The sequence below is a fragment of the Rhodococcus sp. UFZ-B548 genome (assembly GCF_903819475.1).
GTDB lineage: Bacteria > Actinomycetota > Actinomycetes > Mycobacteriales > Mycobacteriaceae > Rhodococcus_F > Rhodococcus_F erythropolis.
Map to the genome: position 1 here is coordinate 38,286 of NZ_CAIJDS010000028.1, position 25,004 is coordinate 63,289.

A 25,004-nucleotide genomic window follows, 5' to 3' on the forward strand; every position below is an offset into this window, starting at 1 on the left:
CCTACTTTTCCCAGGAAAGAGCGTCGCACATGAGCATCGAGGTCTCGAACGAATCGGGCATGGACATCTCCGAACCGGAGTTGATCAGCGTTGCCCGTTTCGTGATCGCTCGGATGGATGTCCATCCGGCGGCCGAGCTGTCGATGGTTCTCGTCGACTCCGCGACGATGGCGGATCTGCACGTTCGCTGGATGGACCTGCCGGGCCCGACCGACGTCATGTCATTCCCGATGGACGAACTCGAGCCGGGTGGCCGTCCTGATTCCCCGGAGCCGGGACCGTCGATGCTCGGTGACATCGTGTTGTGTCCGTCTTTTGCCGCGGATCAGGCTGACAAGGCCGGGCATTCACTGGCTCACGAACTTGCCCTCCTGACCGTCCACGGTGTGTTGCACCTCCTCGGCTACGACCATGCGGAGCCGGAAGAGGAGAAGGAGATGTTCGGCTTGCAGAACAGCCTCCTCGAAGAGTGGTACGAAGACCTTCGCCGTATCGACCGCGAAGCAGCACTGGCCGAACGCGATCAGAAGCTGCTCGGTAAGACCGGTTTCGTCGACGGAGTGGACCGATAACAGTTATCCGGGGGTTCTGTAGTGAGTAGCGCCATAGCGCTCTTTGTTCTGGCGATTGCTCTTGTCCCGGTCGGTGGTGTCTTCGCGGCCGTCGACTCGGCGCTCAACACCATTTCGTCGGCGCGCATCGACGAGATGGCAAAGGAAGAGCGAGCCGGCGCCGCGCGCGTGCAGCGCATTCTGACCGATCGTCCGCGGTACGTGAATCTGATGGTCCTGCTTCGCATTTTGTGCGAGATCACGGCCACCGTCGTACTAGTTGGCGGTCTGATCGACATCCTCTCGTTGGGCTGGGCGCTGACCGTCACCGCGGTGATCATGGTTCTCGTCTCGTACGTGGTCATCGGTGTCGGACCGAGAACGCTTGGGCGCCAACATGCGTACTCCATCGCGATGGCCGCGTCGTTGCCACTGCTGTGGATCGGTGTTCTGCTCGGGCCGATCAGTCGCGTCCTGATCCTCGTGGGTAACGCCTTGACTCCGGGTAAGGGCTTCCGCAACGGTCCGTTCGCTTCGGAAATCGAGTTGCGTGAACTCGTGGACATGGCGCAGGAACGCGGTGTCGTCGCCGACGAAGAACGCCGAATGATCCAGTCCGTCTTCGAACTCGGAGACACGTCGGCACGCGAGGTGATGGTGCCTCGCACCGACATGGTGTGGATCGAAAATGACAAGAATGCCGGACAGGCGACGTCGTTGGCCGTGCGCAGTGGTCACTCGCGCTTGCCGGTCATCGGGGAGAACGTCGACGACGTGCTCGGTGTCGTCTACCTCAAGGATCTGGTCAAGCAGACCTACCACCTGCCCGACGGCGGCCGGAACGTCAACGTCTGCGACGTCATGCGGCCGGCGGTCTTCGTTCCCGACTCGAAGCCACTCGACAGCTTGCTGGCCGAGATGCAGCGCGACCGCAATCACATGGCGATCCTCGTCGACGAGTACGGCGGAATCGCCGGGCTGGTCACGATCGAGGACGTCATCGAAGAGATCGTCGGTGAGATCGCCGACGAGTACGACGAGGACGAGACGCCGCCCATCGAGGATCTCGGCGACGGAATGTTCCGCGTATCCGCGAGGCTTCCCATCGAAGACCTCGGCGAATTGTTCGATCTCGAACTCGAACTCGACGAGGTGGAGACCGTCGGCGGGCTGATCGGATACGTGCTCGGCCGAGTTCCGCTTCCTGGTTCCGAGGTGGAATACGACGGTTTGATCCTGCGCGGTGAGGGAACCAACACGGGCCGAGGCCGGGTACGCATCAGCACGGTGTTCGTGCAGCGTATCCCGCGGTCCGAAGACGAAGAGACAGAAGACACCGATGACTGAGCGAGTGTTCAGCGAGGAGCAGTTATGAGCAAGAACGAATTCCGGTCAGGCTTCGTGTGTTTCGTGGGTCGACCCAATACGGGTAAGTCCACGCTGACCAATGCGTTGGTCGGCAGCAAGATCGCGATCACGTCCTCGCGCCCGCAGACGACGCGCCATACGATTCGTGGCATCGTTCACCGCGAGCATGCGCAGCTGATCCTGGTGGACACCCCTGGACTGCACAAGCCGCGCACATTGCTCGGGCAGCGCCTCAACGACCTGGTTCGTGACACGTACTCCGAGGTCGACGTCATCTGCCTGTGCATCCCGGCCGACGAGGCCATCGGGCCCGGAGACCGCTGGATCGTGCAGCAGATCCGTCTAATGGCGCCCAAGACCAAGCTGGTCGGCATCGTCACCAAGATCGACAAGGTCAGCCGCGACGCCGTCGGAAAGCAGTTGCTTGCGCTGTCCACCGTGCTCGGCCCCGAATCCGAGGTCGTTCCGGTGTCCGCGAAGTCGGGCGAACAGGTCGAGATCCTGGTCGACGTCCTCGCCGGTCTGATGGACGAGGGCCCGGCCTTCTACCCGGACGGCGAATTGACGGACGAGCCCGAAGAGGTGCTCATGGCCGAACTAATCCGTGAGGCTGCGCTCGAGGGTCTCGGTGAGGAATTGCCGCACTCCTTGGCCGTGGTGATCGAGGAGGTCATCCCGCGCGAAGGACGCACGGAGAAGCAGGGCGAGATGCTGGACGTCCACGCGTTGCTCTACGTCGAGCGGCCCAGCCAGAAGGGCATCGTCATCGGTAAGGGCGGAGCGCGTCTGCGGGAAGTCGGTACCAGTGCGCGCCTGCAGATCGAGAAGCTGCTCGGTGTGCGGATCTTCCTGGAGTTGCACGTCAAGGTCGCCAAGGACTGGCAGCGCGACCCGAAGCAGCTCGGCCGGCTGGGCTTCTAGGGCCTCCGGCCCCGTGAGCGGTTAGGGAGTCCAGGGACTGCCTAACCACTCACAGGGGCCGTAGGACCCTGAGGATCGCCGCGCCGATGTCCTGCTCGTCGACGCCGGTGGCCAGGCGTCGGAGTTGGAGTCCAGTGATGACGGCAACGAGCGTCGATGCAATCGATTCGGGATCCGGTACGCCGAGTGCCGTCAGAATCGTGACGGTCAAATCGTCGTAGGCGGCAAAGCATTCGACCGCCACTTCATGGAGTTCGTGGTCGCGGCCGGCGGCGATGTACATCTCGAACGGAGCGATTCGCTCGGCCGAGAACGAAAGATCTCGCGTCACCTTCTCAGCTATTGCCGCGGCATCCTCGACGCTGAGACCTTTGTCGCGGTACTCCTCGGCCAAGGCGCGCAGGCGCGTCGTCTCGTCTGTCACGAATCGAGACAGAGCAGCGCGAAGCATGTCCGACTGGCTCGCGAAGTGATACGTGATCGATCCGAGTGAGACGCCGGCCTGCGCGGCGATGCGCCGGTTGCTCACACCCGGGATGCCGTCGGTACCGACGACGTGCAGAACGGCGTCGAGTATTCGCTCGCGAACGTCCCGGTTACTCATCGGGTCACCACCACGGCTCGGGTCGGACCTGATCCCAACGCAGGACCGATTCCAATTGTGAAGCGAGGGAGACCAACAGAGGTTCGGTGTTCTCGTTGCCCATCAACTGCGCACCGATGGGCAGGCCTGCCTTGCTGAATCCGGCCGGCACGTTGACCAAGGGCCAGCCGAGGACGTTCCACGGCCACGCGTACGGGCAGGCGCCGGTCATGACCTTGTCGGTGTCCCAGCCACCGATGCCGTCGATCGCGGTCGCCATGATCGGTGGAGTTGCCGTCGTGGGTGCCAGGACGACGTCGTAGGTGTCGAAGATCGCTCCGATCCGCTTTCGCATCCGCGGTTCGGCCGCGCGGGCCGCGCGCAGTGGCGCACCACGAAGTAGCTTGCCGTTCTGTGCATTTCCGCGTGTTCGGGCATCGACCAGTGTCGGGTCGGGAACGCGTCCGAGCCAGTCGTGGACCCCGACGAGTGAGCGGGGCAGAAAGTTCAGGCCGAAGATCAGGCCGTATGCGGGATCGTCGACGACGACGTGGTGTCCGAGTTCCCGCAGCGTGTCGGCGATCGAATGCACGGCCAGGCGCACTTCCGGGTCCAGCTTCACAGGAGTGGCGGTGAACGGATTACGAAGGGAAAGAGCGATTTTCAGCTTTCCGGGGTCGCGCCCCACCGCGTCGCTGACGGTGACCGGTGTCGGCTTGTGGAGATCGCCGTCGTGGTTGCCGGCAGCGACGTCGAGCAGCAGTGCCGCGTCGGCGACGGTGCGAGCGAGCGGGCCGTTGACCGTCAGGCCGTAGAAGGCTTCGGCGTCGGGCCAGGTGGAGATGCGCCCGCGCTGCGGCTTGATTCCGACGAGGTTGGTCCAGGCCGCGGGGATTCGGATGGAACCGGCTCCGTCGGAACCGATTCCGGCGCTGACCAATCCGGCAGCGACGGCCGCGGCGGTGCCGCCCGACGATCCGCCTGGAGTGTGGTGACGCGACCACGGATTGCGCGTGTAACCGAAGGCTGAACCGCTCGTGAGCGGCCACTGGCCCAGTTCCGGGCTGTTGGTCTTGCCCACGATCACTGCGCCGGCGTCGCGGAGGCGTCGAACCATCTCCGAGTCCTCGGTCTTGGCCGGGAAATCGCCAGGGCAACCGAAGGCGGTGGGTTCGCCGGTGATGTCGACGTCGTCCTTCACTGCGATCGGCACGCCGAGAAGAGGTAGGCGCTCGCCGAGTGCGAGACGCCTGTCGGCCTCGGCAGCTTCTTCGAGTGCCTTCTCGCGCCGCACGATCTTGAACGCATTGAGGTGAGGCTGAGTGGCCTCGATCCGGCTCAGCGTTGCCTCCGTGGCCGCGACGGACGAGGTAGCACCCGAAGCCAGACTCGCAACCGGGTCGACAAGGCCGGGGGCGAGATCGTGGTCGGTTCGAGAAGTCATCAGGTTCCCTTCGCAAAACTGTTCGTTCGAACGAACAGTAACTTGTTTCAGTATTAGCGAACTTGGGTTCCGCGTCAAGATCGCGTCAAGACGCCAGGTCAGTGCGTAAGTGGATCGTCAGAGACACGGAATCGGCCTCTCTGGAGGTCGAAGCTGAGAGAGCGCATCCGGTCGAGGGCGACCGAGCGTCATGGCTGCGATGCACAGCAGCACGGCAAAAGATTTCGAAGAGGGAAGCTCATGGCCGATCTGGCCTACGTTGCTCTGATTCTCGGTGGTTTTCTCGTGTGCGCGCTGGTGCTGCGCGCCCTACAGGCGAGCGCTCCCAAATGACGGTTGCCGGTGTGGTCAGCGTGGTTCTGATCGCCGTCGCCGCGGCATTGGTCATTTATCTGCTCGTTGCACTCGTAGATCCTGAGAGGTTCTGATGTCGCCCGCTCTTGCAGCCGGCCTGCAGATCGCTTTTGTCCTCGCCGTTCTGGCAATTGCCTACGTTCCGGTGGGCGACTACATGGCACGCGTTTACACGTCGACGCGAGATCTGCGGGTCGAGAGTGTGATCTACCGCGTCGGCCGGATCGACTCGCGGGCCGAGCAGACGTGGTACGGCTACGCCGCAAGCGTTCTCGGATTCTCGTTGGCGAGCGCATTGTTCTTGTACTTTCTCCAACGGATTCAGGGTGTACTACCGCTGAGTGACGGACTGTCCGGCGTCAGCCCTGCCGTTGCCTTCAACACTGCGATTTCCTTTGTGGCGAACACGAACTGGCAGTCGTACACACCGGAAACGACGATGAGCAACTTCGTTCAGCCCGTCGGCCTGGCGGTGCAGAACTTCGTCTCTGCCGCAGTCGGGATGGCGGTGGCCATCGCATTGGTTCGTGGCTTCATTCGGGTTGCCCGGGGCGGCGAGATCGGCAACTTCTGGGTCGATCTGACGCGTGGTTCTCTGCGCATCCTCCTCCCGTTCTCCTTCGTGATCGCCCTGATCCTGTTGAGCCAGGGAGTGATCCAGTCGTTCCACAGCGGTTTCGCCTCCACCGGCCTCGACGGCAATGCGGTGACCAATGCACTAGCTCCCGTCGCGTCCCAGGAAGCGATCAAGGAACTCGGCACCAACGGCGGCGGGATCTTGGCTGCCAACTCGGCGCACCCGTTCGAGAACCCCACCCCGCTGAGCAATATCGTCGAGATTCTGGCGATCCTGTTGATTCCGGTCTGCCTCACACGAACATTCGGAACTCTCGTCGGTGATCGTAGGCAAGGCCTCACCCTGCTCGCAGTGATGGGAATCCTGTGGAGCGGACTGCTCGCGGTGACGCTCGCTGCCGAATCCGGCGCACGCGGTGTTGCCGCCACAGCAGCTGGTTCGATGATGGAGGGCAAGGAAGTTCGCTTCGGAATCCCCGGATCGGCATTGTTTGCGGTGGCGACCACGGGAACGTCGACGGGCGCGGTGAACTCGGCCCACGACAGCATGTCGCCCCTCGGCGGCGGCGCGGTCCTGCTCAACATGTTGCTCGGCGAAATCGCGCCGGGCGGGGTTGGAACCGGCCTCTACGGGATTCTCGTGCTGGCGCTGATCGCAGTGTTCGTCGGCGGACTGTTGGTCGGTCGCACGCCCGAATACCTCGGCAAGAAGTTGGGTCGACGCGAGATAACCCTTGCGGCGCTGTCGATCCTGGTCATGCCCGCACTGGTCCTGATCGGTACCGCCATCACCGTGATCCTCGGTTCGACCACCGGTTATCAAGGCAACGGGGGAGATCCGGGCACGCCGGGATCGATCCACGGGTTCAGCGAGGTGCTCTACGCTTTCGCTTCCGCCTCGAACAACAACGGCAGCGCGTTCGGCGGTCTGACCGTCACCAGCGACTGGTTCCAGTCGTCTCTCGGAATCTGCATGCTTCTGGGCCGATTCCTGCCCATCATCTTCGTTCTCGCTCTGGCCGGTGCGCTGGCCTCTCAGAAGAAGGTGGCGCCGACGGCGGGCACCCTCCCCACATCCGGCCCGATGTTCACCGGCCTGTTGACCGGCACCGTCGTTCTTGTTGCTGCACTTACATTCTTCCCGGCCCTCGCGCTGGGCCCGCTAGCGGAGGCTCTTCAATGACCGTGCGTATCAGTGAGAAACCCGTGGTAGCGCAAGACGCTGCCGACAAGGTTGATCCAGGGCAGTCCCGTCAAGTACACGCAGGCGTATTCAACCCGCGGCAGATGATCACCGCGTTGCCGGGGGCCGTACGCAAACTCGACCCACGCCACTTGGCGCGTAACCCGGTCATGTTCGTGGTGTTCGTCGGCTCCGTCATCACCACCGTCATGGCGATCGCCGATCCCTCGGTGTTCTCATGGGTGATCACCCTGTGGCTCTGGTTCACGGTGATCTTCGCGAACCTCGCCGAATCCGTGGCCGAAGGGCGAGGCAAGGCTCAGGCGGCCAGCCTGCGCAAGGTCAAGCAGGACACCACAGCGCATCGGATCACGGTGAGCGGTGCGATCGAATCGGTTTCCGGCACCGAACTGGTGGTCGGCGACCGGGTGATCGTGGTTGCCGGCGAGGTCATCCCCGGCGACGGCGACGTGGTCGAAGGTATTGCCTCCGTGGACGAATCGGCGATCACCGGTGAATCCGCCCCGGTAGTCCGTGAATCCGGTGGCGACCGCTGCGCCGTCACCGGTGGTACGACGGTTCTCTCCGACCGGATCGTCGTGGAAATCACCGCAGCACCGGGCAGTTCGTTCGTGGACCGGATGATCGCGCTCGTCGAAGGCGCCTCGCGTCAGAAGACACCCAACGAGATTGCGCTCAACATCCTGCTCGCGTCGTTGACGGTCATCTTCCTCCTCGCCGTCGTAGCCATCGGCCCGATGGGCTTGTACGCGGGGCACGAGCAGGATCCGATCAAGCTGATCGCACTCCTCGTCTGCCTGATCCCGACGACCATCGGAGCGCTGCTCTCGGCAATCGGTATCGCGGGCATGGACCGCCTCGTCCAGCGCAACGTTCTCGCGATGTCGGGGCGTGCCGTGGAAGCTGCGGGCGACATCGACACCCTGTTGATGGACAAGACCGGAACCATCACCTTCGGCAACCGCCGGGCGACCGCGCTCCACCCGGCACCCGGCGTATCCGCCGACGATCTTGCTGCGGCAGCGCGCTTGTCGAGCCTGGCTGACGGAACTCCCGAGGGACGGAGCATCGTCGAGTTGTGCGCAGCAGAGTTCTCTCTCGCGGCCGAACCGACGCTCGACGAGGAACGCGCCGAGTTCGTTCCCTTCACGGCACAAACGCGGATGAGCGGACTCGACCACTCCGGACGCCAAATCCGAAAGGGTGCAGCAGATGCGGTGATGAACTGGGTCGTCAGTGGCGGTGGACATGCAGAGACCGCGGTGACCGATACCGTGAACGACATCGCCGAAGCCGGCGGAACACCACTGGTAGTTGCCGTCAAGCACGGTGAGAGCACCTCGATCCTCGGCGTGATCGCGTTGTCCGACGTCGTCAAGCCGGGAATGGCTGACAGGTTCGCCGAACTCCGGGCGATGGGTATTCGCACGATCATGATCACCGGCGACAATCCGTTGACCGCGAAGGCGATTGCCGATGAGGCGGGCGTCGACGACTTCATGGCGGAGGCCACCCCGGAAGACAAACTGGCCCTGATCCGGAAGGAGCAGGAAGGCGGACGTCTCGTCGCGATGACCGGTGACGGGACCAATGATGCGCCCGCCCTTGCCCAGGCGGATGTCGGGGTCGCGATGAACACGGGAACCTCGGCAGCCAAAGAGGCCGGGAACATGGTCGATCTCGATTCCGATCCCACCAAGTTGATCGAGGTAGTGGAAATCGGCAAGCAATTGCTGATCACCCGCGGCGCCTTGACCACATTCTCGTTGGCGAACGACCTGGCGAAGTACTTCGCAATCCTGCCGGCATTGTTCAGCGGCATCTACCCGCAGCTGGACGCGTTGAACATCATGCGGCTCGCCACCCCCGAATCGGCGATCGTCTCGGCCGTGATCTTCAACGCCTTGGTGATCATCGGATTGATTCCGTTGGCACTCAAGGGTGTTCGATACCGACCGTCGACAGCATCGCAGTTGCTCGGACGTAACCTGCTCGTCTACGGTCTCGGCGGTGTGATCACACCGTTCGTCGGTATCTGGTTGATCGATCTCGTCGTGCGTTTGATTCCTGGAATTGGGTGACCTGACATGCGTTTCACTATCGGTTTTGCCAAACAGGTGTGGGCGGGTTTGCTCGTATTACTTGCACTCACGGTCGTTCTCGGTGTGATCTATCCCGCCGCGGTGTGGGGGGTCAGCCGGATCAGCTCCGGATCTGCCGAAGGCTCACCGGTCACTGATGCCGCCGGTTGCGTGGTCGGCAGTGCCTGGGTGGGTGTTGATCCGCAGGTTGCCGAAGGGCAGCAGGACCCGTTCTTCCACAACCGCGTTGTCGGATCCGTTTCGGACGAGGATCCTTTTGCCACCGGTGATCCCGCTGCGGCACTGCCGTCCAACCAGGGGCCGAGCAGCGAGATTCTGGCCGGATTCATCATCGAGCGCCGGGCGGCCATCGCGGCACGTGAGGGCGTCGACCCGGCATCGGTTCCCGTCGACGCAGTCACCGGTTCGGGCTCGGGTATCGATCCCCACATCAGTCCGGCGTACGCCGAGCTGCAGGTCGCGAGGGTGGCGGCGAACAACGGCATCTCGGAAGACCAGGTGCGGGACTTGGTGGCTGAGCACACCGACGGTCGGCAACTCGGATTTCTCGGAGCCGAGCGAGTCAACGTCCTGGAATTGAACCTGGCACTCGGATTGACGGCACCTACGTGTGCTGCGCCGACGACTGGTGGATGATTGTCACGTGAGTTCTTCGGAGAAGGTCGGTCAATCTTTCGGTAGGGCACGCAAACGCGGTGAATTGCGTATCTACCTCGGCGCTGCCCCCGGCGTCGGAAAGACCTTCGCGATGCTCGGTGAGGCTCATCGACGTCGAGATCGTGGCTGTGACGTGGTCGCGGCCGTTGTGGAGACACACGGCCGCGCCCGCACGGCGGCGCAGATCGGTGACCTCGAGATCATTCCGCCGAAGCTGGTGGACTATCGCGGAACACGGATGCCGGAACTGGACGTCGAGGCCGTGTTGGCTCGGCGGCCGGCCCTTGTCCTCGTGGACGAGTTGGCACACACCAACACGCCGGGGAGTGAGAATCACAAGCGCTGGCAGGACGTGCAGGAACTGCTCGAAGCCGGGATCGACGTCCTGTCCACGGTCAACGTGCAACACCTCGAAAGCCTCAACGACGTTGTCGCGCACATCACCGGCGTGGTTCAGCAGGAGACGGTTCCGGACGCGATAGTGCGTAGTGCGGCGCAGGTCGAGCTGGTCGACATCACTCCGGAGGCGCTGCGCCGCAGACTTTCTCACGGCAACGTGTATTCGCCGGAGCGTGTCGATGCGGCATTGGGTAACTACTTCAGACGCGGAAACCTCACGGCGCTACGCGAACTGGCTCTGCTGTGGGTGGCCGATCAGGTGGACGCCGCCCTGGCGAAGTACCGGGCCGAGAACAAGATCACCGATACCTGGGAGGCGCGCGAGCGTGTCGTCGTTGCCGTGACCGGGGGACCGGAGTCGGAAACGCTGGTACGACGCGCATCCCGTATCGCGTCGAAATCGAGTGCCGAACTGATGGTGGTCCACGTCGTACGCGGTGACGGACTTACCGGAGTCTCGGCCCCGGAAATGGGCAAGGTGCGCGCGTTGGCCGTCGGGGTCGGCGCCACGCTTCACACCGTTGTCGGTGACGACGTACCGTCGACGCTTCTCGAATTCGCCCGCGAGGAGAACGCCACACAGTTGGTTCTGGGAACGTCTCGACGTTCTCGGCTGGCGCGCATCCTCGACGAGGGGATCGGCGCCGCGGTGGTTCAGCAGTCCGGCGGCATCGACGTTCACATGGTCACCCATGAGGAAACGACCGTCCGTCGGCGGATCTCGTTGTTCGGCCGATCCGAGTACCGCTTGCTGTCGTGGATTGCGGCAGTGGTGGTTCCGACGGCCGCAGCCGGACTCATGGGTCTGATCGACCGGATCTCCGGCGTGCAGGGCGAAAATGCGTTGTTCTTCGTGGTGGTGGTTCTGGTCGCGCTGCTCGGTGGTGTCGGGCCGGCAATGCTGTCTGCTCTGTTATCGGGACTGCTGCTCAATTACTTCTTCACCGACCCGAGGTACAGCTTCACGATCGCCGAACCCGACAACTTCATCACGACGGTGGTGCTGCTGATAGTGGCTGTGGCAGTGGCCGTTCTGGTGGACGCTGCCGCCAAAAAAGCTCGGGAAGCGAAGCGCGCTTCGGAGGAAGCGGAACTTCTGACACTGTTTGCGGGGTCGGTTCTCCGCGGTGCTGACCTGTCCACGCTGCTCGAGAAAGCTCGCGAAATCTACCGTCAACGTGGGGTTTCGGTGGTGCATCATGAGGATGGCGTAGTCGCGGCCGTGGGTGCAGAACCGCCGGCACGTGAAGCTGACGCGGATTCCGTATGCGAGGTAAACGACGGCGAATACGCACTGATGCTGTCGGGGCCGGAGTTGAGTGCGCGTGATCGTCGGGTGTTGACCGTTGTCGCGCACCAGGCGGTCGGCATGATCCGTCAGGACAAGCTCACGGTCGAAGCGAGCAAGGCGGCTGCATTGACCGAGGCTGATCAACTGCGCCGAGCATTGCTTTCGGCTGTGAGCCATGACCTTCGGACACCGCTTGCCGGCGTGAAGGCTGCTGTGTCGAGCTTGCGCAGCGACGACATCGAGTTCTCACCTGAGGACACGGCAGAACTACTGGCCACCATCGAGGAGTCTGCGGATCAGTTGACCGCGCTGGTCGGCAACCTTCTTGATTCGTCCAGACTGGCTGCGGGAGTGGTCAAGCCGACGTTGCGGGCGGTGTACCTCGACGAAGTTGTTCACCGGGCGTTGCTGGGATTAGGCATCGGCGGCCGGTCGGACTCCCGGTCCCACAGTGTGATCGTCGACGTGGGTACTGTTGCCGTGCAGGCCGATCAGGGTTTGCTCGAGAGAGTGATCGCCAACCTCGTCGACAACGCATTGCGGTACGGCGGCACAACACCGGTGCGAGTGGGAGCAGCACGCGTCGGAGACCGCACCGTCATCACCGTCGCAGATACCGGCCCCGGTGTACCCCGTGGTGAAGCCGAATCGATGTTCGAGCCGTTTCAGCGAATGGGGGATCGCGACAACACGGGCGGAGTGGGCCTCGGGCTGTCCGTGGTGCGCGGATTTGTCGACGCGATGGGCGGAACGGTCAGTGCCACCGACACTCCGGGCGGTGGGTTGACGATGATGGTCGAACTGGCCGGTGCAGGAACGAATGGAAGCGAGTCATGAGCCGGATACTGGTTGTCGACGACGAACCGCAGATCTTGCGGGCACTACGCATCAACCTCACTGTGCGTGGATATGACGTGGTGACGGCGTCCACCGGAGCAGGGGCCTTGCGCGCTGCAGCGGAACGGCCGCCGGACGTGGTGATTCTCGATCTCGGACTGCCGGACATGGACGGCACCGAAGTACTTGCAGGCCTGCGTGGCTGGTGCACGGCGCCGGTCATCGTGCTGTCGGCGCGCACGGACTCCGCGGACAAGGTCGAGGCCCTCGATGCCGGTGCCGACGATTACGTCACCAAGCCCTTCGGGATGGACGAGTTTCTGGCCCGCGTGCGCGCAGCGGCGAGGCGTGGAACCTCGGCGGCCGACACCTCGGAACCGTCGGTCGAGACCGCGTCGTTCACGGTGGACTTGGCTGCCAAAACGGTGAGTCGGCGCGGTGAACAGGTGCACCTGACTCCGACCGAGTGGGGCATGCTCGAGATGCTTGTGCGCAACCGCGGAAAGCTGGTCGGGCAGAAGGAATTGCTTCGGGAGGTGTGGGGACCGGCTTACGACACCGAGACTCACTATCTGCGTGTCTACCTGGCTCAACTTCGTCGCAAGCTCGAGGACGACCCGGCCAACCCCAAGCATCTGATCACCGAGGCGGGGATGGGTTATCGATTCGTGGTGTGAGAAACCAGGTGTGAGAAACCAGGTCAGATCATCACCACCAATTTGCCACGAGCCGTACCGGCTTCCATCTTGGCATGCGCTTGCGCGATGTCCTCGAATGCGAACACCTCGTCGATCGGTACCACCGCCTCGCCTGACGCCACAGCGGAGAGGAAGTCTTGCAGTACGTCGGCAGGCAGGTCGGACGCGTCCCCGCCGTACGAGGTCAATCGCACTCCGCGTGGAATGTAGTCGATCGGATAGAAGTCCTTGACTGTCCACTCGTTGGACAACATGCCCGTGAAACACACGGTCCCGTGAACGCGAGTGGCGCGCAACGTGTCGGGAAGTGTTGGTGTTCCGACTAATTCGAGAGCCAGATCAACACCGTCCGGGAAAATGTCTCGCACCTGGCCTGCCACGGCACCGTCGTCGAGGACAACGTGGTCGACCCCGATCTCGGTCAACGATGACGTCTTGCTCGCATCGCGGGTGGTCGCAAGGACCGTGAGCCCCCACTGCTTCGCCAGGACTGCGGTTGCCATGCCGACCGAGGAGGTTCCGCCTCGAATCAGTAGGGACTGACCGGATTTCGCATCCAGTCCCACCGTCAGAGAGCCGTACGACGTCTGCAGCATCTCGGGAACAGCTCCCACTGTCGACCAGTCCAGGTTGCTGGAGAAGGGAACGACCTGGCTGACGGGAACGCACGTGTACTCGGCATATCCGCCGTCGAAGACTCGACCCATCCCGCCCATCATGGCGGCGACCTGCTGCCCTTCGGTCAACTCCCCGCCGGGGCAGTTCACCACTTCGCCGACGGCCTCGATGCCCAGCACCCTCGGGAACGTCACGCCTTCGGCGAGGCCGAGCCTGGTGTGCAGTTCGGATCGATTGAGGCCGAAGGCCTTCACACGGATGAGGACCCAGCCGGTGGTAGGCGCCGGTATGGGAATCTCCTTGATCGTCAATGCTTCTGGCGGGCCGGGGGCGTCGAGCACGATTGCGCGCATTGTGTCGGTCATGCTTTCTCCTTGGTGATGAGTGTCAGTCGGCGGTTGGCTTCGCGCAGCGTGGCCAGTGTGGCGCCGAACCGATCGAGAGCCTCGGGCGTCAGCACGGAACCGAGACGGCGTGCCAGTTCGTCGTCGAACGTGGCCTTCGCCCCCTGCAACAGGCCAATGCCGTCGGGGGTCAACGCGATGAGTGAGGATCGTTTGTCGGCGGGATTGGATTGTCGACGGCAGTGCCCCGAGGACTCGATCCGATCCACCAATTTGCTCGTGCCACCGACGGTGATCGCGAGGGCTTCGGCAATGTCGAAGACCCGACAGGAACCTAGCCTGTCGATGATCTGCATCGGCTCGAATCGACTCAGTGGCAGGTCGTGCTCGATTCGGAGTCGCTGGTCGACGGCCGTCCACAGTTCGGTTTCGAAGCGGACGAGGTTGTCGAAGTGACCGCTCAGGTCCGACCCCGTCATGAGCAGACCCCGAACCGATATGCATTCCGTGGAATCATTCTTTCACCGTACGCCCGATTCGTGATCAATTCCATGGAATCTATTTGCGGCCTTTCGTTGTGTCGGTGGCGCATGGGAACATATGTTCGTGTCGCATGAACCGTTGGATCGAGAAACGCCAGGTAATCACCCTGGCGGTGCTCGTTCTGGCGGTAATCATCCTGGGGGTAGTCGACCTACGGGTGACGCAACGATCCTCCATGCGGACCTCGATTCGTTCTACGCATCGGTCGAGCAACGTGACGACCCGACTCTGGCGGGCAGACCGGTCATCGTCGGCGGTGGCGTGGTCCTGGCGGCAAGCTACGAGGCCAAGGCATTCGGTGTTCGAACTGCGATGAGTGGTGGTCAGGCTCGATCACTGTGTCCCCAGGCAATCGTCGTTCCCCCGCGAATGTCGGCGTACTCGCAGGCGAGCAAAGACGTGTTCGACGTCTTTCACGACACGTCGCCGCTGGTCGAAGGAATCTCCATAGACGAGGCCTTTCTCGAGGTCGGCGGGCTCGCCAAAATCGTGGGAAACCCGCTGCAGATCGGGGCCAACCTCAGACGCGACGTGGCTGAGCAGGTCGGACTACCGATCACGGTCGGGATCGCACGCACCAAGTTCCTGGCCAAGGTCGCGAGTGCATTCGCGAAACCCGACGGATTGCTGCGAGTGCCGCCGGAGGGCGAGACCGAATTCCTGCATCCGTTGCCGGTCGAGAAGCTGTGGGGCGTCGGCAAGATCACGGCCCAGAAGTTGCGAAACTTCGACATCGTGACGGTGGGTGACATCGCTCGGCACGACGAATCCTCGATCGTCTCGATTCTCGGGGGCGGCGCCGGTCGCCATCTCTACGCGCTCTCGCACAATCGAGATCCGCGCCCCGTCCGCGCCTTTCGTGGCCGCAGTTCGATGGGTGCTCAGCATGCGCTTGGTCGCGGATCCCATTCCCGCGCAGAACTCGATGCGTCGTTGATGTCCCTTGTCGATCGTGTCAGTCGACGCATGCGTTCGGCGCAGCGGACGGGGCGCACGGTCACGCTCCGGCTTCGCTTCGCGGATTTCACGCGGGCAACTCGATCTCACACGCTGCGCCGGTCCACCGCCGACACAGCGGAATTGCTGAACGCCTCGATGGTGCTGCTGGACGAAGCGATACCGATGATCGCGGACAAGGGCATCACGTTGATCGGTGTCGCTGTCTCCAACCTGGATCGGGACGGCGCCGAACAACTCGAATTGCCCTTCGACGGTCCAGGATTCGCGGGTCCGGACACTGCCGCCCTCGACTCGGCGATGGACAGCGTCCGGAAGAAGTTCGGCTCGGCGGCTCTCACGAGGGGAGTGCTCCTGGGACGCGATCCGGACCTGTCGGTGCCGCTACTGCCGGACTAGGTGAGGTTTTCTCTCAGAGTCGCTCCCTCGTATTCGCGTCGGAACAACCCACGCGCCTGCAGCACTGGAATCACGTGATCGACAAAATCTTCCAGGCCCTGCGGATAGGTCGGCGGCATCAGATTGAAACCGTCGGCACCGCGGCCGTTCAACCAGGATTCCATCTCGTCGGCAATCGACTCCGGTGTGCCGATCATCGTTGCGTGGCCACCACCCGCAGCGAGCGTCCCGAGGAGTTCCCGCACAGTCGGTGCGTCCTTCTCAACGATCCGCAGAATAGTTGCGTAGCGTCCTTGCGGCCCGCTGAATGCTTCGAGTGGAGGCAACGGGGGCACGGGCCCGTCGAGATCCCAGTCCTCGCAATCCTGTCCGGTGAACAACGAGAGTTGGCGTATCGACTGTTCGGTGGGCAGCAGGCGATCAAGTTCGGCCTTCTTGGCCCGCGCCTCGGCGACAGTACTTCCGACGTAGGTGACCAGCCCCGGCATGACGGCGACCGAGTTCGAATCCCGGCCGACGCGCTCGATTCTCGACTTCACGTCCGCGTAGTAGCTCTGCGCGCTGGGTAGGTCGTAGGCAACCGAATAGATCGCCTCGGCGCGCTGCGCAGCCAGATCGCGACCCTGCTCGGACGCCCCGGCCTGAAACAAGACCGGCCTGCCCTGCGGGGATCGAGGAACCGTCAACGGGCCGTCGACACGAAAATGCTTGCCGTCGTGATCGATGCGAGAAATCTTGCCTGCGTCGGCAAAACGTCCCGCCCGGTCGAGGATCAGCGCGTCTTCCGACCACGAATCCCACAATGCGAGGGCCACTTCGACAAATTCGTCGGCTCGTTCATATCGGGATGCGTGATCGGGCATCGCCTCGAGTCCGTGGTTGCGCGCCTCCTGGTCGAACATCGAGGTCACGACGTTCCATCCGGCCCGTCCGCCGCTGATGTGGTCGAGCGATGCCAAAAGTCGTGCCGCGTGGAATGGCGTGTAAAAGGTCGTGGAGATGGTGGTGACCAGGCCGACGTTCGCCGTCGCTCGTGCCATGGCAGTCAACGCGGTGATCGGTTCGAGAAACCACGACGCACCAGACTCGGGTTCTCGAACACTGTGACCGTCAGCGAAGAAAACGGCGTCCAGCTTGCCGCGTTCGGCGATCTGGGCGAGCGACTCGTAATACGTGATGTCACCGAGACTTTCGACCGGTGAGTCGCGGTGTCGCCACGCCGCACTGTGATGCCCGCAACCGAGCAGGAACGCACCTATCCGTAGCTGTGCGCCCATCAGTTCTTGACGAGTCCGCCGTCGACAACCAGATTCTGGCCGGTCACGGCCCGCGACCATGGGGAGGCGAAAAAGAGTGCAGCGTCGGCAAATTCGTCCGGCGTCGCGACTCGGCGCAGGGGAGTGCTTGCCGCGATCATGTCGAACACTGCTTCCGGTGTCGCGGCACTCGCATCGGTGGTGCGGAGCAAGCCGCCGGAGACCATGTTGACTGTGATCCCGTCCGGACCGAGGTCGGCGGACAGCGTCCGTGTCAGTGCCAACAGTGCGGCCTTGGCAGCGGTGTAGTCGTGGTACGGAACTACCGGATTCTGGACCAGATTGGTTCCGACAGTGATGATTCGGCCGAAGCCGAGTTCGCGCATGCCTGGTAGTCCTGCCTGGGTGGTATTGAGTGTTCCGGCAACAGCTCCGCGTAGTTGAGAGTCGAAGTCGGCCCAGGTGATCGTGTCCGCGTTCGGCCGGGCATCGCCGTTGAACGAGAAGTCGACCAGTGCATTGTCGACCACGGTCGAGATCGGTGCGTCGAATCTCTCGCGTGCAGCGGAGAACAACTGGTCGACGGAACTGCGGTCCGTCACGTCCGCCTGGACTGCGAAGGTGCGATCCTCACCCAGTTCGGCGACCAGGGCCTCGGCGGCATCGCGGCTCTTGTTGTAGTTCACGATTACGCGGGCGCCCGAGCGGAAGAATGCTCGGCTCAGTGCGGCGCCGAGCCCGCGGGCGCCACCGGTGATCAGAACGATCTGCTCGTCGAGGTTCAATGCGCGCTGAAATTGCTGTTCGGTCATGTCGACATCCCTCCGCCAGTGCTAACTGGTCAGGTTCATCGGGTCTGATCTCAGCCGACTTTTTCGGCACCCCGTGTCACCGCCCATCAGACCACGTGAGGTGAATCGTCCTGAACGCCGGGTGTGCAGTAACGGTCGGCGCGATGAGTTTTCGATCGCTCGGGAGTCGTAATTGCAAGCGAAGTGGCGACAGGCCGCTCGCCTTCGCCCCAGGAGAATCCGATGACCACCCAGCCCGTCCACAACGAAACTGTTTCCGGTAACGCCACGACGACGACACCTTCGGCCACGGCTCGCAAGGTCGGATACGTCCTGAGTGGGCTGTTCGTCGTTTTCATGCTCTTCGACGGCATCATTCACATTCTCAACCTTCAGACCGTCAAGGACGCCTCCGCCGAACTTGGGTTGCCGGACTCGCTGGCATTGACGGCCGGGGTGGTGCAACTGATCTGCCTTGCGCTGTACGTGATTCCGCGAACGTCGATACTCGGCGCGATTCTGCTCACCGGTTACCTGGGCGGAGCCGTGTTGACCAACCTTCGAGCGGAACAGCCTCTGCTGAGCACGACACTGTTTGCCGTCTATACCGGAATCGTCATGTGGGCGGGTCTGTATCTCCGAGACGAGAAGGTTCGCGAGATCATCCCGGTGCGGCGGGCCTGAAATCAGGCCCCTGAAGGGGTTGCGTGGGACGCGGTGTCCCATTATGTTTGACCTCATTCAAGTCCGTCGACTCCAATCGACGGACTGGCCGTGAGGAGACACCGATGGCTCGGTCAGCGTCGATCGAAGTGGAAAAGCCGTACCGCCAGGTACTGCAGACTTTGTCCGAGGGCTCAGTTGCCCGCAGTTTCGATCCCTATCTCGACATCGACTGGGATTCACCAGAGTTCGCGATCGATCCGCATGATCCGAGGTGGGTGCTCTCATCCGTGTCGGATCCGCTCGGAGCGACGCAGTGGTACCAGGATCAGTCGTTGGAGCGTCGAATCGCCATGGGAATGTGGCGTCAGGCGAATGTGACCAAGGTGGGTTCGGCATTCGAGAGCATCTTGATCCGGGGAATGCTGCAATACATCATGGCGCTACCCAACCAGTCGCCTGAGTTCCGGTACTGCCTGCACGAGATGACCGAAGAGTGCAATCACATCCAGATGTTCCAAGAACTCGTCAATCGTATGGACATCGACGTACCGGGTATGCGTCCGATGTTCCGGCGGCTGTCGCCGATCATCGGAGTGCTGGGAGCAAAGTTCCCGGTCATCTTCTTCATCGGCATTCTGGCTGGTGAAGAACCGATCGACCACTTCCAGAAGGATCTCATCCGCGAGGGTAAGGACACGCCGCCGGCGATGCTCCGCACCATGGAGATTCACATCGCCGAAGAAGCGAGACACATCTCGTTTGCTCACGAGTTCCTGCGCAATCACGTCCCCAGACTCAGTCGTACGAGTCGAGCCATCACATCGGTCGCCTTCCCCGGCACGATGCGTTGGCTTGCGGGCGAAATCATGTCACCGCCAAAGGAATTCGCCGAAGAATTCGGAATCCCGGACGAGGTGATGAAGAGCGCCTTCTGGGGGAGCCCACATTCACGCCGCATCCTGGGTAATTACTTCGGTGAAATGCGAGCCCTGGCAGACGAACTCGGATTGATGAATCCGGTGTCGAAGCGTGCGTGGCGAAAGCTGCGCATCGACGGCGACTACGCCCGCTACCGCGGCGAGCCGAAGCGTTCCGACAAGACCCGGATCTAGTCCGGCCGCGAAGTTCCTCCGTCGGAGGACACCAGTTCGGCTATGAGCGTGGACAATTCGACATGGGGATCGATCTGTAGCCCGCTCGAGCGTGCAACGCCGTCGAACATGTACCAGGTGTATTTCGCGAGGTCGGCGACGATCTCTTCGCGGCTCGGTTTCGGATCGGTGCTTCGGACCCAGTGGGTGAGCGTGCCCTCGACCATTGTCACCACTGCGAACGGTAGTGAATCGAAGGGTGAGGAGTCGATCCCCACGGATCGACCGACTTCGGTGATAGTGGTGCGGGCCGAGTCGGCGATTGTCGCCGTCAAGCTGCTGATCGCGTCGATGCTCTCGTCGTCGTAGTCGGTGGGGCCGGTACCCATGAACTCGTGAATCCGCGGATGCTCGGTGATCCACTCGGCGACGGCGCTGATGGTTCGGGTCAGGATCTGGTCGAGAGTGCCTACCGAAATGCTCATCGACGCATCCAGGGCCGCCGCAAATTGGCCGAGCACAAACGCTCGGACTCGTCGATCGAGGTCGTCTCGGCCGCTGAATTGTCGGTACACCACCGACTTGGCGAGGCCGGCACGGTCGGCGATCTGCTGGACGGACACCTCGGCACCTGCCGCGCGCTCTTCGATCAGTTCGACAGCCGAGGTGAGTATCCGTTTCTGACGCTCGGAGTTGTGTCGCTCCCACCGCGCTTCGCGACCGGTCAACTCTGCAGTGACAGGTTGCGCAATTGCGTCGCTCGGCATCGGGCCAGTCTATCCGGACGGACCCGCCGTATTTCCGACTTGTCATCGGGCGCGGCATCGGGATCGGTCGTCGGTACAACGTGGGACACTGGTCGAGTGAGGTTGTATCGAGACACGGCGGTGGTGCTGCGCCTGCACAAACTGGGCGAAGCCGACCACATCGTCACGTTGCTCACCCGTCAGTTCGGGTTGGTACGTGCCGTGGCCAAAGGTGTCCGCCGGACCACCTCCAAATTCGGTGCCAGACTCGAACCGTTTGCTCACATCGACGTGCAACTACTTCCGGGCAAGAATCTCGACATCATCACTCAGGTGCAGACGGTCGATGCATTCGCCACTGACATCGTCGACGACTACAGCCGGTACACCACGGCCTGCGCCGTACTCGAAACTGCCGAGCGGTTGGCCGGCGAGGAACGCGCGCCGGCCCCGCAGCTTCAGCGATTGACGGTGGGAGCACTGCGTGCGATCGCCGAGCAGGCGCGGCCGGTCGAGTTCGTGCTCGACGCGTTCTTGTTGCGAGCCATGGGCTATGCGGGTTGGGCGCCTGCCCTCGAAGAGTGCGCCCGCTGCAGCGCTCCGGGACCGCACCGTGCATTTCATGTCGCCGCAGGCGGAGCCGTCTGTACCTACTGCCGCCCGGCGGGTGCTGCGACGCCGTCGCCCGGAGTGCTCGGCTTGATGGAAGCCCTGCTCCGAGGGGAGTGGGAGGGCACCGATTCGGCGCCCGCGACGCTGCGGACGCAAGCCAGCGGACTGGTCGCGGCACACCTGCAGTGGCATCTCGAGCGTCAATTGCGGACGTTGCCGCTGATCGAGCGTTCGAGGCCGCATGCAGCCGTCGAGGTCGACTTGCCCGTGAGGCAGGATGGAACCCGTGATTCGACGACGCGAACCGCGAACTCCGCTTGATCCTGCTGCTGAACGGGTGATCCGGCCACCGGACCCACATCCGTCCGGGGCGACCCCGCCGATCCTGCAAACCGAACTCATCCCGCGCCACGTCGCGTTGGTGATGGACGGCAACGGACGGTGGGCGCAGGAGCGCGGTCTGCCGCGAACCGCCGGGCACGAACGCGGTGAAGCTGTCCTGATGGATACCGTCTGCGGTTGCATCGAGATGGGTGTCGAGTGGCTCTCCGCCTACGCCTTCTCCACCGAGAACTGGAAGCGCAGTCCCGACGAGGTTCGATTCCTGATGGGCTTCAACCGTGACGTCATCCGCCGCCGACGCGACGAGATGAACGAAATGGGTGTGCGTGTTCGCTGGGCCGGTCGTAAGCCGCGCCTGTGGGCCAGTGTGATCAAGGAACTCGAGATCGCCGAAGAACTGACCAAGAACAACACAGTCATGAACTTGACCATGTGTGTGAATTACGGCGGGCGGGCCGAAATTGCCGATGCGGTAAAGGAAATCGCGAAGCGTGTCGCGGCCGGTGAGATCAATCCGGACAAGATCACCGAGGCGACGGTGGCGAAGTACCTCGACGAGCCCGACATGCCCGACGTCGATCTCTTCCTGCGTCCGTCGGGGGAACAGCGGACGTCCAATTTCTTGATCTGGCAATCCGCCTACGCCGAAATGGTGTACCAGGAGAAGCTGTTTCCCGATTTCGACCGCCGCGATCTCTGGGCCGCCTGCGTCGAATACGCCTCACGCGACCGTAGATTCGGTGGCGTCAAATGACAGGGGAGAACATGACCGACACCACCGACCAAGCAGCCCGCCTACAAGAACGCGCGGCCGCCTCGCTGGCGCATTTCGTGACGGTCGATGTGGCTGCGGACGGCTCGCTTGGTTTCCAGTACTCCGGCGCGCTGTGCTCGATCCAGGCGATGAATTTGTCCGAGGGTCTGGACGTGCTGTCCATGACGTGTGTCCTCGCGTGGGACCGACCGGTCAGCGCGGCACTGCATCGCAAGGTGGCCGAGCGGAACCGGACCATCCAATTCGGTTCGATCGCGGTATTCGGCCACGGCAGTCTGGCGGACGTGATCCTGCGATACACGTTCCCGGCGGCCGGACTGGACGACGAAGCACTGACCACGATGTTGCTACTCGCGCTGACCGGCGCCGATACCGCGCGTCAGGGTTTGATTCCCTGACACCTGACGCTGTCAGGTGTCAGGTGTCAGCTGGCGGCGCAGTCGCGGCAGGTGCCGAAGATCTCGACGGTGTGACTCACTTCGGTGAAACCGTTGTCCTCGGCGATGGTCTGTGACCACTGCTCGACCGTCGGGCCCTCGACCTCGACGGTGAATCCGCAGTTGCGGCACACCAGGTGATGGTGGTGTCCAGAGGAGCAGCGTCGGTAGACGGACTCACCTGTGTCGGTGCGCAGGACGTCGATGGTTCCGGCGTCGGACAGTGCCTGCAGCGTGCGGTAGACGGTGGTCAGGCCGATCCCTTCACCGCGCTTGCGCAGTTCGTCGTGCAGTTCCTGTGCCGACTTGAATTCGTCGATGTCGTCGAGCAGGGCGGAGATGGCGCTGCGCTGTTTCGTGGAACGAACGCCGACGGTGGCCGGTCCACGTTTCGAGGTCGTACTGCCCGGGGTGTTCATGCGGTGGAATCTCATCCTTCTTCGGCGTGGGCGACAGCGTCGACGACGATGTGTGCGAGGTGATCGTCGACGAGTCGATAGAGAACTTCTCGTCCGTTGCGTTCGCCGCGGACGACGCCCGCTGCTTTGAGGACGCGCAAATGCTGGCTGATGAGTGGCTGAGTGACACCGAGAGCGCCGACGAGTTCGTGAACGCAGCGCTCCGACTCGTGGAGCTGAAGCACGATCGCGATGCGAACGGGTGCAGCCAGCGCCCGCAGAATTTCGCCGGCGGCCGCCAAAGTTTCCTTGGGCGGCACGGGCGCGGGCGGTGCGGCTTCGAACGGGTCGTGCGTGTGTCCGAGGTCGGAATGATCATGGCTTTTGTGGAGATCGCCGGTATCCGCAATGCTCACAGCGAGGCTCCTTCGAGGGGTAGATCATGATGTCCGGGCATAGCCATCTCACCACATTATTGCAAATCACTTTCATTTTGATATGCACAAGTATGCATGTCAACCTTGGACGGAAGTGCGTGGCAGCCGCCAGATAGGCTGATGGTGCGAAAAGCGCACGAAAATCATGCATCTATTACCCAGATGGAGAGCAATCGAGTGGCACCCAAGTCCAAGATCGAAGCCGTTGTCAATCTCGCCAAGCGGCGAGGCCTGGTCTACCCGTGCGGTGAGATCTACGGCGGTACCAAGTCCGCATGGGACTACGGCCCATTGGGTGTCGAGCTCAAGGAGAACATCAAGCGTCAGTGGTGGCGCAACATGGTCACCAGCCGCGAGGACGTCGTCGGCCTCGACTCCTCGGTGATCCTGCCCCGCGAGGTGTGGGTCGCATCCGGTCACGTCGGTGTCTTCAACGACCCGCTCGTCGAGTGCCTCAACTGTCACAAGCGTCACCGTCAGGATCACCTGCAGGAGGCGTACGCGGAGAAGAAGAAGCTCGACAACCCGGACGACGTCTCGATGGATGTCATCGGTTGCCCCGATTGCGGCACCGTCGGCCAGTGGACCGAGCCGCGCGACTTCAACATGATGCTCAAGACCTACCTCGGCCCTGTCGAGAGTGAAGAGGGCATGCACTACCTGCGCCCCGAGACCGCGCAGGGCATCTTCGTGAACTTCGCCAACGTGCTGACCACCTCGCGTAAGAAGCCGCCGTTCGGCATCGGTCAGATCGGCAAGAGCTTCCGTAACGAGATCACCCCGGGCAACTTCATCTTCCGCACCCGCGAGTTCGAGCAGATGGAGATGGAATTCTTCGTCAAGCCGGGCGAGGACGAGCAGTGGCATCAGTACTGGATCGACTACCGCCTGGACTGGTACACCGGCCTCGGCATCAACAAGGACAACCTGCGGCTGTACGAGCATGCGCCGGAAAAGCTTTCGCACTACTCGAAGGGCACGACCGACATCGAGTACCGCTTCCACTTCCAGGGCAGCGAATGGGGCGAGCTCGAAGGTATCGCGAACCGTACCGACTTCGATCTCTCGACGCACTCCAAGCACTCGGGCACCGAGCTGAACTACTACGACCAGACGACGGGTGAGCGGTACACCCCGTACGTCATCGAGCCGGCGGCAGGTCTCACGCGTTCGCTGATGGCCTTCCTGGTCGACGCGTACACCGAGGACGAGGCACCCAACTCCAAGGGCGGCGTCGACAAGCGCACGGTGCTGCGACTGGATCGTCGACTCGCTCCCGTCAAGGCCGCAGTGCTGCCGCTCTCGCGCAATGCGGATCTGACGCCGAAGGCAAAAGATCTTGCGGCGCAGTTGCGTCAGAACTGGAACGTCGAGTTCGACGACGCCGGTGCCATCGGTCGTCGTTACCGTCGCCAGGACGAGATCGGCACACCGTTCTGCATCACGGTCGACTTCGACACTCTCGAAGATCAGGCTGTGACGGTGCGTGAGCGTGACTCCATGGCGCAGGAACGCGTCGCCCTCGATCAGGTGGAAAGCTACCTGGCTGCACGGCTGATCGGTTCCTGATTCGTTCGAAGCTGACGGGCGGTTCTTCTCATTCGAGA

The 25,004-nt window shown here is 62.7% G+C and carries 25 protein-coding genes and 1 riboswitch; of the genes, 16 read left to right on the forward strand and 9 right to left on the reverse strand.

Annotated features, from left to right (window positions below):
- The first annotated feature begins 29 nt into the window (after positions 1–29).
- From ybeY to era, 3 genes are read left to right on the forward strand one after another with little or no spacing between them, the layout of a single operon-like run.
- Complete coding sequence (ybeY, locus tag H7C86_RS22190; RefSeq protein WP_003944525.1) at positions 30–572, forward strand: rRNA maturation RNase YbeY; 543 nt, start codon at positions 30–32, stop codon at positions 570–572.
- A 21-nt stretch (positions 573–593) separates the two neighbouring features.
- Complete coding sequence (locus tag H7C86_RS22195) at positions 594–1,898, forward strand: hemolysin family protein (protein ID WP_019749019.1); 1,305 nt, start codon at positions 594–596, stop codon at positions 1,896–1,898.
- A gap of 24 nt (positions 1,899–1,922) precedes the next feature.
- Positions 1,923–2,840: a GTPase Era gene (gene era / locus H7C86_RS22200; RefSeq protein ID WP_182262235.1), complete on the forward strand. Its 918-nt coding sequence runs from the start codon at positions 1,923–1,925 to the stop codon at positions 2,838–2,840.
- 49 nt (positions 2,841–2,889) lie between these two features.
- On the opposite strand, the gene H7C86_RS22205 is transcribed toward era, so the two are convergent.
- Positions 2,890–3,444, reverse strand: coding sequence for a TetR/AcrR family transcriptional regulator (locus H7C86_RS22205; protein ID WP_019749017.1), 555 nt, complete (start codon positions 3,442–3,444; stop codon positions 2,890–2,892).
- Between the two features lie 4 nt (positions 3,445–3,448).
- Positions 3,449–4,867: an amidase gene (locus H7C86_RS22210; protein WP_182262236.1), complete on the reverse strand. Its 1,419-nt coding sequence runs from the start codon at positions 4,865–4,867 to the stop codon at positions 3,449–3,451.
- A 329-nt stretch (positions 4,868–5,196) separates the two neighbouring features.
- On the opposite strand from H7C86_RS22210, the gene kdpF reads away from it, so the two are divergent.
- From kdpF to H7C86_RS22240, 6 genes are read left to right on the forward strand one after another with little or no spacing between them, the layout of a single operon-like run.
- Positions 5,197–5,295, forward strand: a complete 99-nt coding sequence (gene kdpF, locus H7C86_RS22215) for a K(+)-transporting ATPase subunit F (protein WP_007731078.1) — start codon at positions 5,197–5,199, stop codon at positions 5,293–5,295.
- Positions 5,295–6,980, forward strand: coding sequence for a potassium-transporting ATPase subunit KdpA (kdpA, locus tag H7C86_RS22220; RefSeq protein ID WP_020969964.1), 1,686 nt, complete (start codon positions 5,295–5,297; stop codon positions 6,978–6,980). Before kdpF ends, kdpA begins: the two co-directional genes overlap by 1 nt.
- A complete protein-coding gene (gene kdpB / locus H7C86_RS22225; RefSeq protein ID WP_182262237.1) occupies positions 6,977–9,082 on the forward strand; it encodes a potassium-transporting ATPase subunit KdpB in 2,106 nt (701 codons plus the stop codon). Before kdpA ends, kdpB begins: the two co-directional genes overlap by 4 nt.
- 6 nt (positions 9,083–9,088) lie before the next feature.
- A complete protein-coding gene (locus tag H7C86_RS22230) occupies positions 9,089–9,739 on the forward strand; it encodes a potassium-transporting ATPase subunit C (RefSeq protein WP_019749013.1) in 651 nt (216 codons plus the stop codon).
- A 7-nt stretch (positions 9,740–9,746) separates the two neighbouring features.
- Positions 9,747–12,287: a sensor histidine kinase KdpD gene (locus H7C86_RS22235; protein WP_020969962.1), complete on the forward strand. Its 2,541-nt coding sequence runs from the start codon at positions 9,747–9,749 to the stop codon at positions 12,285–12,287.
- Complete coding sequence (locus tag H7C86_RS22240) at positions 12,284–12,964, forward strand: response regulator (protein ID WP_019749011.1); 681 nt, start codon at positions 12,284–12,286, stop codon at positions 12,962–12,964. Before H7C86_RS22235 ends, H7C86_RS22240 begins: the two co-directional genes overlap by 4 nt.
- Positions 12,965–12,987: 23 nt before the next feature.
- Here H7C86_RS22240 and H7C86_RS22245 read toward each other — a convergent pair whose 3' ends face one another.
- Positions 12,988–13,968 (reverse strand): zinc-binding alcohol dehydrogenase family protein, encoded by a 981-nt coding sequence (locus tag H7C86_RS22245; RefSeq protein ID WP_182262238.1) that lies wholly within the window; start codon positions 13,966–13,968, stop codon positions 12,988–12,990.
- Positions 13,965–14,426: a MarR family winged helix-turn-helix transcriptional regulator gene (locus H7C86_RS22250; protein WP_047887960.1), complete on the reverse strand. Its 462-nt coding sequence runs from the start codon at positions 14,424–14,426 to the stop codon at positions 13,965–13,967. The genes H7C86_RS22245 and H7C86_RS22250 overlap by 4 nt, the downstream gene beginning before the upstream one ends.
- 121 nt (positions 14,427–14,547) lie before the next feature.
- Between H7C86_RS22250 and dinB the strand changes: the two genes are divergently transcribed.
- Entirely contained in the window at positions 14,548–15,846 is a 1,299-nt protein-coding gene (gene dinB, locus H7C86_RS22255) for a DNA polymerase IV (protein WP_182262239.1), read from the forward strand.
- Here dinB and H7C86_RS22260 read toward each other — a convergent pair.
- Together H7C86_RS22260 and H7C86_RS22265 are read right to left on the reverse strand one after the other, a co-directional pair.
- Entirely contained in the window at positions 15,843–17,123 is a 1,281-nt protein-coding gene (locus tag H7C86_RS22260; protein ID WP_020969959.1) for an LLM class flavin-dependent oxidoreductase, read from the reverse strand. The two genes, dinB and H7C86_RS22260, sit on opposite strands and share 4 nt — an antisense overlap.
- Positions 17,123–17,914 (reverse strand): 3-oxoacyl-ACP reductase, encoded by a 792-nt coding sequence (locus tag H7C86_RS22265; protein WP_182262240.1) that lies wholly within the window; start codon positions 17,912–17,914, stop codon positions 17,123–17,125. Before H7C86_RS22265 ends, H7C86_RS22260 begins: the two co-directional genes overlap by 1 nt.
- A riboswitch (TPP riboswitch) is annotated at positions 17,905–17,998 on the reverse strand. Its footprint overlaps the gene before it by 10 nt.
- A 138-nt stretch (positions 17,999–18,136) precedes the next feature.
- Between H7C86_RS22265 and H7C86_RS22270 the strand changes: the two genes are divergently transcribed.
- Both H7C86_RS22270 and H7C86_RS22275 read left to right on the forward strand, forming a co-directional pair.
- The gene (locus H7C86_RS22270) at positions 18,137–18,577 is read left to right on the forward strand and encodes a DoxX family protein (protein WP_020908179.1); all 441 of its coding nucleotides are present in this window, start codon (positions 18,137–18,139) and stop codon (positions 18,575–18,577) included.
- A gap of 104 nt (positions 18,578–18,681) precedes the next feature.
- Positions 18,682–19,671 (forward strand): diiron oxygenase, encoded by a 990-nt coding sequence (locus H7C86_RS22275; protein ID WP_019749004.1) that lies wholly within the window; start codon positions 18,682–18,684, stop codon positions 19,669–19,671.
- Here H7C86_RS22275 and H7C86_RS22280 read toward each other — a convergent pair.
- Positions 19,668–20,417, reverse strand: coding sequence for a TetR/AcrR family transcriptional regulator (locus H7C86_RS22280; RefSeq protein WP_182262241.1), 750 nt, complete (start codon positions 20,415–20,417; stop codon positions 19,668–19,670). The two genes, H7C86_RS22275 and H7C86_RS22280, sit on opposite strands and share 4 nt — an antisense overlap.
- A gap of 96 nt (positions 20,418–20,513) precedes the next feature.
- Here H7C86_RS22280 and recO point away from each other — a divergent pair, with 96 nt between their 5' ends.
- The 3 genes from recO to H7C86_RS22295 are packed head-to-tail and all read left to right on the forward strand — an operon-like array spanning position 20,514 to position 22,523.
- Complete coding sequence (gene recO / locus H7C86_RS22285; protein WP_182262242.1) at positions 20,514–21,329, forward strand: DNA repair protein RecO; 816 nt, start codon at positions 20,514–20,516, stop codon at positions 21,327–21,329.
- Complete coding sequence (locus H7C86_RS22290; RefSeq protein WP_019749001.1) at positions 21,286–22,104, forward strand: isoprenyl transferase; 819 nt, start codon at positions 21,286–21,288, stop codon at positions 22,102–22,104. The genes recO and H7C86_RS22290 overlap by 44 nt, the downstream gene beginning before the upstream one ends.
- Positions 22,101–22,523 carry a YbjN domain-containing protein gene (locus tag H7C86_RS22295; protein ID WP_021333381.1) on the forward strand — a complete coding sequence of 141 codons (423 nt, stop codon included), beginning with the start codon at positions 22,101–22,103 and terminating at the stop codon, positions 22,521–22,523. The genes H7C86_RS22290 and H7C86_RS22295 overlap by 4 nt, the downstream gene beginning before the upstream one ends.
- Before the next feature lie 26 nt (positions 22,524–22,549).
- On the opposite strand, the gene H7C86_RS22300 is transcribed toward H7C86_RS22295, so the two are convergent.
- Positions 22,550–22,981: a Fur family transcriptional regulator gene (locus H7C86_RS22300; RefSeq protein ID WP_020908177.1), complete on the reverse strand. Its 432-nt coding sequence runs from the start codon at positions 22,979–22,981 to the stop codon at positions 22,550–22,552.
- Between the two features lie 11 nt (positions 22,982–22,992).
- Complete coding sequence (locus tag H7C86_RS22305; RefSeq protein WP_003944457.1) at positions 22,993–23,376, reverse strand: metalloregulator ArsR/SmtB family transcription factor; 384 nt, start codon at positions 23,374–23,376, stop codon at positions 22,993–22,995.
- A gap of 198 nt (positions 23,377–23,574) precedes the next feature.
- Here H7C86_RS22305 and H7C86_RS22310 point away from each other — a divergent pair, with 198 nt between their 5' ends.
- Positions 23,575–24,966 carry a glycine--tRNA ligase gene (locus H7C86_RS22310; protein WP_003944491.1) on the forward strand — a complete coding sequence of 464 codons (1,392 nt, stop codon included), beginning with the start codon at positions 23,575–23,577 and terminating at the stop codon, positions 24,964–24,966.
- The last annotated feature ends 38 nt before the right edge of the window (positions 24,967–25,004 follow it).